This window comes from Nesterenkonia sp. AN1 (assembly GCF_000582475.1).
In the GTDB taxonomy this organism is placed as follows: Bacteria; Actinomycetota; Actinomycetes; order Actinomycetales; family Micrococcaceae; genus Nesterenkonia; species Nesterenkonia aurantiaca.
This window is the reverse complement of the sequence record NZ_JEMO01000010.1, coordinates 1-8,373: the sequence shown is the minus strand read 5'-3', so window position 1 is coordinate 8,373 and position 8,373 is coordinate 1. Positions and strand designations below refer to the sequence as shown.

The following is an 8,373-nucleotide window of genomic DNA, read 5'->3' as shown; positions in this document are numbered from 1 at the left end:
GGCCGGCGGCGGCGTTGCCCGCCGCGTGGGCCAGGGCCTCGAGCGGGCCGCGGCGGCGCAGGACGAAGCGCAGCAGACCCGCACCCAGGCGCCGATGACCAGCAGCATCAGCATCTGAGCCGGGGAATACTCGGTGAGGAAGGTCAGGAAGTCCGGCACCTGAGTGCCGCGCCAGAAGTGGAGCACCACCAGGTGGGCCACGTAGAGGGTCAGCGGCATCGCGCCTGCCCCGATCAGCGGAGCCAGCAGCCAGCGCAGCTTCTCTGCGGCGAGCAGGCATACGCCCAGCACCAGCATCGAGGTGCCGATGGTGTGGATCAGATCCATCGTGGAGCCCTGATGCGGAGTCGCGAGCAGGAACCACAGATCCTCATTGACCAGGGGGATCTGATAGGTGCCCACCAGAAGCTCGGCGCGCATCTCGGCGCTGGACCAGCCGTAGCGCGCGGCGAGCTCGGGGATCAGCGTGGACTGCCAGAGCATCCACAGGTGCACCGCATAGCTGAGCACTGCCAGCCCCAGCCCGATTCCGGCCAGCTTCAGCGCGACGGGGGCCCGCTGCAGCTGCAGCCGACCGATCGCCATGCCGGTGAAGAGGTAGGCCGGCCAGAGCAGCAACGGGTAGTACCCGGTCAGCGCCAGGTCCATGCCCAGCACGGCGGGATTCGCCAGGTCGGCGAACCCGGGGGAGTGCCACAGCCGCCACATGTCGGGGAATCCCTCCCAGGAGCTGCGCAGATCATTGTGCAGCCACCAGAACGCCACCGGTGCCGCCGCCACCCAGGCGCCGGCCAGGGCGAACAGCGGCACCGCGCCCAGGCGCAGGAACGGCAGCGCGAGCAGGAAGAGCAGGCCGTAGTGCACCAGGATGATGGCCACCCCGGAGTTCAGCGCGGCCACCATCAGTCCGATCACCACCACGATCAGCGCACGCACTGCGATGGCCTTGCGGTCACCGGCGAGCTGTGCCCCGGAGTGAGCCCGGCCGGCGCCGCCGCTGAGCAGCGAGAGTCCCACGCCGGCCAGCATCGCGAACAGCGCCGAGGGACGCCCGGTGAAGAGCAGGCCGGCCCAGCTGGCGTCGTGTCCGGGCTCGGAGATGGTGGGCAGCACGTGGACGGTCATCATGCCCAGCAGCGCGAGGCCGCGGGCGGCATCGACTCCCGAGATGCGCCGCAGACGTGAGGAGGTGGGGCCGGCTTTGATCACCGTATGTACGTTACTGCCTCGCCCACCCAACCGAAGTCGAGACTCGTCGGGAGCAGCTCACCGGGCATTTCTCGGGCAGCTCAGCGGGCACCTCCCGGGAGCACTTGAAAAAATCTTCGCATCCGGCGCAACCTTTTCCCGGCCCCGGCGGTAGTACTGATGTGAGCACAAAAAGTGATCACCATCACTGCCTTCAGGCACCCTGAAAGGACATCGCCATGCGCAAGTCACTTCCACTCGCCACCACCGCGCTCGTCGGAATGGCCATCGCGGCCACCGCAGTCCCCGCCTACGCCGCCGAGGAGGGCGCAGCCTCAGCCCAGCTCTCGGTGCTGCATGCCGTGCCAGATCTCCCCGTGGACGTCTACGTCAACGGCGAACTGACCCTAGATGACTTCAACCCCGGTGATCTCGCCGGGCCGCTGGAACTGCCGGGCGGCGACTATGAGATCGCGATCACCGCCGCCGACGCCGCCGATGCCTCGGATCCGGTCCTCGGCCCCGTGGACGTCTCTCTGGAGAGCGGCGGAAACTACACCGCTGCCGCCCACCTCGATGCCGACGGCAACCCGACCGTGACCGCCTTCGGCAACGACACCTCCGAGCTCGCAGCCGGTGAGGGCCGACTCACGGTGCGCCACGTGGCCGCCGCCCCGGCCGTCGACGTCTTGGCCAACGGCGAGGTGGCCGTCGAGTCGCTGTCGAACCCGGATGAGGCCTCACTCGACCTGCCTGCCGGCACGCTCGAGGCCGCCGTGACCCTGGCCGGCGAGTCTGACCCGGTCATCGGCCCGGCCGACGTCGACGTCGCCGAAGGCGTGAACACGATCGTCTACGCCTGGGGCTCTGCCGCGGACGGCAACCTGGCGCTCGCCACCCAGACCGTGGACGCCACGCACTCCTCACCAGACGGCGTGCCCACCGGCAACTTCGAGGTCGTCGCCGGCCAGTCCACCGCCGGCTGGGTCGCCGGCATCGGCGTGCTGGCTCTGATCGGCGTCGGCACCGTGGCGATGGGCGCTCGCGCCAAGAGCCGCGTCTGAGATGAACAACCACCGTCGTCGCCTGCGGGCGGGTCACTCCGCCGGCCTGGCCCTCGTGCTCAGCGCTGCTCTGGTCGCAACAGGGTGCGCCACCTCAGCTGCGGAGCGCCCCGAGAGTCAGGCGGCGACGGTCTCGGCCTCCGGAGAATCCCAGGAGCCTTCGGCGTCTTCCCCTTCGCCGGAGGCCCCTGGGTCTCCGGAGGCCACCCCATCGGTTCCGAGTCCCGGATCCAGCCCGGTCCAGCCTGCCGATCAGGGGCAACAGGAGCCCACCCCTGAGCCCGCGCAGCTGCTCTACCCGGGCATCGATGCGGATATCCCGGTGGAGCCGCGCGGCGTCGCCGAGGATGGTCAGATGGACATCCCCGACGACGCCGCCCAGGCTGCCTGGTATGAATACGGCAAGGCCCCGGCCGATCAGGTCGGGACCACCGTCATCTCCGCCCACGCCGGTTCCCAGGAGACCCCCGTCGGGCCGCTCTACGCACTGAAGGACTCCCGGCCAGGCGAGGAGGTCACGGTCCTTGACGAAGCCGGCGTGGCGCATCACTATGAAGTCACACAGGTGGAGCAGCTCGGCAAGGACGGACTGGACTTCGCTCCGTACTTCGAGCGGACCGGGAAGCACCGTCTAGTGCTGATCACCTGTGGGGGTCAGTGGATCGACGAGCGCGGCAGCTATGCAGACAACATCATTGTGGTCGCTGAACCCCTCGACTGAGCAGGCGAGCGCCCCGGCTGCACGGACCTCGCCCCTGCCCTCCGACGAAGGAGAAGCCCTGGATCAGCAGCCTCTTGCGATGCGCTTCGCGGCCGGGGAACCCGCAGCCATGCATGACCTCTATCGGCAGCACGCGAGCTTCGTGTTCTCGCTGTGCATGGCGGCGCTGCGGCATCGTCAGGACGCAGAGGATGCGACCCAGCAGGTGTTCACCCGCGCCAGGCGCTCGCGGGAGAGCTATGACCCCACCCAGCCGACCGGTGCCTGGCTCACCGGGATCACCCGCCGGGTGATCGCTGACGTGTTCGCGCGGCGGGAGCGAGATCTGCAGACCGCCGAGGCCGGGGCCGATGTGATGGCACGCAACGGCCCGACACAGCCGACCGACGCTGTGGTCGATCGAGTCGTGGTCCAGCAGAGCCTGCGGCAGCTGGGTCCGCCGCAGGATGAGATAATTCGCCTGGCCTATTCCGAGGACCTTCCGCTCAGAACCATCGCGGAACGCCTGGAGATGCCGCTCGGCACCGTGAAATCCCACGTCCACCGGGGCCTGGCGCGTATGAGAGAGAGTCTGGAGGTGCATAGTGACTGAGCAGATCCCACCGCGGAACGTTTCCAGCTCCGATGGGCACCTCACAGACGAGCACCTGGCGATCCTGGCCGACCCCCGACTCGGCCGCACCGAGACGACCGCCGAGCAGGCGCACCAGCCACCGCCCTTCGCGCAGCGTGAGCACCTCACACTCTGTGGACCCTGCCGCGCGGCGTTCGAGGCCACCGAACGTGCCCTGGAGGCGCTGCGTGATCCCGCCGCGCTGCACGATCCCCCCGCCGAGCTCTGGGACCGGATCGCCGCCGGGATCGCCGCGATCTCGGAAGAGACCCGCGTCCCTGGCCAGAGCGCCTCGGACCGAGACCGGCCGATGGACGACCACCCGGCGCGAGACCGCCCGATGGCCTCGGTCACCGAGCTGGGTCCCCGGCAGCGCCGGCGGGCCGGCACCGAGGAGCGCCCTCCTCGCCGGCTCTGGATTCCGCTGGCGGCAGCCGCCGCGGGCGCCGTGCTCGGCGGTGCGGCCGTGGCAGCGCTGCTGGCCCAGAACGACGCCGCGGAGGTCCAGGCCCCCGTGGCCGTGACCACCGTGGTCGGCGACGCCACCCTGGAACCGGTGGCCGCAGAGGACTTCACCGGCCGCGCCGAAATGGTCGAGACCGAGGCCGGGGACCTGGAGCTCACCGTGGAGATCTCAGCCGCCCCGGACCCCGAGGCCGGATACTTCGAGGTCTGGCTGCGCGACGCGGAGGGGACCCAGCTGATCTCGCTGGGCTCCGCCACCGCCGGGGCCACCACCTTCACCGTCCCGGCTGGCATCGACCTGAGTCAGTATCCCGTGGTCGACGTCTCGCACGAACACTTCGACGGCGACCCCACCCACAGCGGCACCACCCTGGGCGCCGGGCCCATGGAGGATCCAGACAGCTGACCCCGCGTCCAGGTTCCCGCCCGTCGCTGGCCCCCGGGCGGGACCCAGGCGGTAGGCTGTTGCCCATGGCAAGCGACAACGAGCCCACACACGAATTCGATCCGCACCTCACCGAGGGGCAGGTCCAGCACCCGGATCAGACCGACCCGTTCTTCGGGCACCTGATCACGGCGATGGTCACGCCGTTCACCCCGGATGACAAGATCGATTTCGACGCCTTCGAGGCGCTCGCCGTGCGACTCGTGGATGAGGGCAACGACTCCCTGGTGGTCTCCGGCACCACGGGGGAGACCTCCACGCTGGAGGACCACGAGAAGGAGTCCCTGGTCCGCGCCGCGAAGTCCGCCGTCGGGGACCGCGCCAAGGTCATCGCCGGCACCGCCACCAACCACACCGATCACGACCTGCTGATGGCCAAGCGTGCCGAGCGCGCCGGCGCCGACGGCCAGCTGGTGGTCACCCCGTATTACAACAAGCCCAGCCAGGACGGCGTCTTCGCGCACTTCACCGCGGTGGCCAACGCAGCGGACCTGCCGCTGATGATCTACGACATCCCCGGACGCACGGGCATCCCGATCGCCACCGAGACGATCCTCAAGCTCTCCGAGCACCCGCACATCATGTCGCTCAAGGACGCCAAGAACGACATCACCGCCACCACCGAGGTGCTGACCAAGACCGACCTCGAGGTCTACTCCGGCGATGACCAGAACGTGCTCGCCTGGATGGCCATGGGCGCCGCCGGCGTCGTCTCGGTCACCGCCCACGTGGCCTCCCCGACCTTCCGCCGGATGATCGACGCGGTGCTGAACTATGAGCTGCGCGAGGCCCGCATCGCGCACGGCGAGCTCGGCCCGGTCATCCGCGCGATGATGACCCGCGTCCAGGGCGCGGTCTCCTGCAAGCAGGTGCTCAACTGGCTCGGCACCGGCATGCACCCCGGCGTCCGCCTGCCCCTGGTGCAGGCCAATGAACTCGAGAAGCAACTGATCATCGCCGACCTGCGCGAGGCAGGCTGGCAGCTCTGAGCGACCCGTCCGAAGCATGGGCGGGCAGCAGGAGCACAGCACACCACCACTACACAATTGAGGTCCCCACCGGGATCTCTCGAGGAGGAATCTCACCTTGGCAGCACAGCGCCTCATCACTCCACCGAAACTACGCCGCGGCACCCTGCGCACGGTCGCCCTGGGCGGCCTGGGGGAGGTCGGGCGCAACATGACGGTCTTCGAGATCGGCGGCAAGCTGCTGATCGTCGACTGCGGCGTGCTGTTCCCCGAAGAGGAACAGCCCGGCGTGGACCTGATCCTTCCTGACTTCAGCTATATCGAGAACCGTCTCGACGACGTCGTCGGCCTGGTGCTCACCCACGGCCACGAGGACCACATCGGCGCCGTCCCGTACCTGTTGCGCAAGAAGCCCGACATCCCGCTGATCGGTTCCACATTGACCCTGGCCTTCATCGAGGCCAAGCTCACCGAGCACCGGATCAAGCCCTACACCCTCGAGGTGAAGGAGGGCGACGTCGAGGACTTCGGTCCCTTCCAGTGTGAGTTCGTCGCGGTCAACCACTCCATCCCGGACGCGCTGGCGGTGTTCATCCGCACCGAGGCCGGTTCGGTGCTGCACACCGGTGACTTCAAGATGGACCAGCTTCCCCTGGACGGGCGGATCACCGACCTGCGCCACTTCGCGAAGCTCGGCGAAGAGGGCGTGGACCTGTTCCTCACCGACTCCACCAACGCCGACGTTCCCGGCTTCACCACTCCGGAGAAGGAGATCGGTCCGACCCTGGACCAGCTCTTCGGCACCTCCAACCGGCGGATCATCGTCGCCTCCTTCTCCTCCCACGTGCACCGCGTGCAACAGGTGCTCAACGCCGCCCATGCGCACAACCGCAAGGTGGCCTTCGTGGGCCGCTCGATGGTGCGCAATATGGGCATCGCCTCGAAGCTGGGCTTCCTGGACGTGCCCGAGGGCATCCTGGTGGACATGAAGAAGGTGGACAACTACCCCGACTCCGAGGTGGTGCTGATGTCCACCGGTTCGCAGGGCGAGCCGATGGCGGCGCTCTCGCGGATGGCCAACGGCGACCACCCGATCCAGGTGGGTCAGGGCGACACCGTGATCCTGGCCTCCTCGCTGATCCCCGGCAACGAGAACGCGGTGTTCCGCGTGATCAACGGGCTGCTCAAGCTCGGCACCGACGTGATCCACAAGGGCACCGCGAAGGTCCACGTCTCCGGGCACGCCTCCGCCGGCGAGCTGCTCTACTGCTACAACATCGTCAAGCCCAAGAACGTGATGCCGGTCCACGGCGAGACCCGCCACCTGATCGCCAACGGCAAGCTCGCCGAGGACACCGGGGTCCCCAGCGACCGGGTGATCCTCGCCGACGACGGCACCGTGGTGGACCTGCACCAGGGTGTGGCGCAGATCGTGGGTCAGGTCGAGTGCGGCTACGTCTACGTGGACGGCTCCTCCATCGGTGAGATCACCGACAACGACCTCAAGGACCGTCGAGTCCTGGGCGAAGAGGGCTTCATCTCCGTGGTCGTGGTGGTCAACCGGCAGACCGGCAAGATCATCTCCGGGCCCGACATCCACGCCCGCGGCGTGGCCGAGGAGGATCAGGTCTTCAAGGACATCAAGCCCAAGATCTCCCGCGCGCTCACCGAGGCGATCCAGGACAACAAGGAGCACACCACGCATCAGCTGCAGCAGATCGTGCGTCGCACCATGGGCTCCTGGGTGGCGCGCAAGCTGCGCCGCAAGCCGATGATCGTCCCGGTGGTCGTCGAGACCTGATCCCACGCGGATCCGGTCCACCCGCCTCATCACGCCGCTGGGCCTCGCATTGCGCGGGGCCCAGCGGCGGATCCGGGCCCCGCAGCCTCTCCTAGGCCAGGGCCTGACCCGGGTGAAAGGTGTGCCGATCGGTGACCGGACCCGGCATCGAGGGTAGGTTAGCTTCCATGGCGACACGTACTTCCCCCGCTCGAGCCGCCAGCACCAAAGGAAGCAAGACCTCCAAGAGTGCATCCGGCCGCGCGACGACGTCGAAGAATTCCTCCAACCCACCAGCAGAGGCCCCTCGCGGGAACCTGCTGGCCTCCGCCGCGCGCGGCTTCTGGCTGGCCCTGGCCACGCCTGTGGCCTCCGCCGTGCGCGGGATCGGGCGGCAGGTGAAGGTTCATCCCGATGATCGCCGCGACGGCGCCGGGCTGGTGTTCTTCCTGCTCGCGCTGCTCACCGCGGTGGTCGACTGGTGGGGGGCTCGAGCCCTGGATCACTGGGCACTGAACCTGGTGCACACCTCCACGGCAGGGACCTTCGGCTGGGCCTCGGTGATCCTTCCGCTGATCCTGTTCATCGCCGCGGTGCGCTACTTCCGCGCACCCCAGGACCATTCCAGCAACGCCCGAATCGCCGCTGGGAGCGCCATCATCCTGGTCGCCTCCGCCGGCGTGGTGCACCTGGCCAACGGCCTGCCCAGCATCAATGAGGCCTTCACCGTCGGCGAGGACGGCAGCTTCACCGCGCTTCTGAACTCCGGGGGAGTCATCGGCTACCTGGTCAGCGTCCCGCTGGCCTCTCTGGTGACCGTCTACCCGGTCTGGGCGCTGCTGATCCTCGCACTGCTCTCCGGCCTGCTGGTCCTCACCGACACCCCGCTGCGCCGGGTGCCCGACCGGGTCGCCGTCGCCAAGAGCTTCCTCGTCGGTGAGCGCCGCGAGCCGCTGGAAGATCCGAACCTGCCCAGCGGCGGTGCTGCCCAGCAGCCCGCACCGGCGCAGAAGACCGGCTCGAAGGCCGGGTCGAGGTCTGCGGCCGTCTCATCGCCCGCCGCACCGTCCAACTCCGAGGACGACGCCGCGGCACGCCCGCGCCGCGCCGCGCGCCACGCCGAGGACGG

8 protein-coding genes are annotated in these 8,373 nt (G+C 68.8%); 7 read left to right on the top strand and 1 reads right to left on the bottom strand.

All coding sequences use genetic code 11. The features are described 5' to 3' along the window. Window positions 1–1,209, bottom strand: a 1,209-nt coding sequence (locus BG28_RS06715) for a heparan-alpha-glucosaminide N-acetyltransferase domain-containing protein (RefSeq protein WP_051501111.1), incomplete at its 3' end; no start/stop codon positions are given. A gap of 218 nt (window positions 1,210–1,427) precedes the next feature. On the opposite strand from BG28_RS06715, the gene BG28_RS06710 reads away from it, so the two are divergent. From BG28_RS06710 to BG28_RS06680, 7 genes are all read left to right on the top strand, one after another. Continuing rightward, window positions 1,428–2,252: a DUF4397 domain-containing protein gene (locus BG28_RS06710; RefSeq protein WP_036475179.1), complete on the top strand. Its 825-nt coding sequence runs from the start codon at window positions 1,428–1,430 to the stop codon at window positions 2,250–2,252. Window position 2,253: 1 nt separating this feature from the next. Further along, complete coding sequence (locus BG28_RS14345; RefSeq protein ID WP_051501110.1) at window positions 2,254–2,973, top strand: class F sortase; 720 nt, start codon at window positions 2,254–2,256, stop codon at window positions 2,971–2,973. A gap of 79 nt (window positions 2,974–3,052) precedes the next feature. After that, window positions 3,053–3,565, top strand: a complete 513-nt coding sequence (locus BG28_RS06700) for an RNA polymerase sigma factor (protein WP_051501109.1) — start codon at window positions 3,053–3,055, stop codon at window positions 3,563–3,565. Further along, window positions 3,558–4,457: an anti-sigma factor gene (locus BG28_RS14340; RefSeq protein ID WP_051501108.1), complete on the top strand. Its 900-nt coding sequence runs from the start codon at window positions 3,558–3,560 to the stop codon at window positions 4,455–4,457. Before BG28_RS06700 ends, BG28_RS14340 begins: the two co-directional genes overlap by 8 nt. A gap of 65 nt (window positions 4,458–4,522) precedes the next feature. Beyond that, window positions 4,523–5,485, top strand: coding sequence for a 4-hydroxy-tetrahydrodipicolinate synthase (dapA, locus tag BG28_RS06690; protein ID WP_036475177.1), 963 nt, complete (start codon window positions 4,523–4,525; stop codon window positions 5,483–5,485). Between the two features lie 97 nt (window positions 5,486–5,582). Continuing rightward, window positions 5,583–7,265 (top strand): ribonuclease J, encoded by a 1,683-nt coding sequence (locus BG28_RS06685; protein WP_036475175.1) that lies wholly within the window; start codon window positions 5,583–5,585, stop codon window positions 7,263–7,265. A gap of 167 nt (window positions 7,266–7,432) precedes the next feature. Continuing rightward, a partial coding sequence (locus BG28_RS06680; RefSeq protein WP_036475172.1) for a DNA translocase FtsK 4TM domain-containing protein occupies window positions 7,433–8,373 on the top strand: 941 nt, incomplete at its 3' end.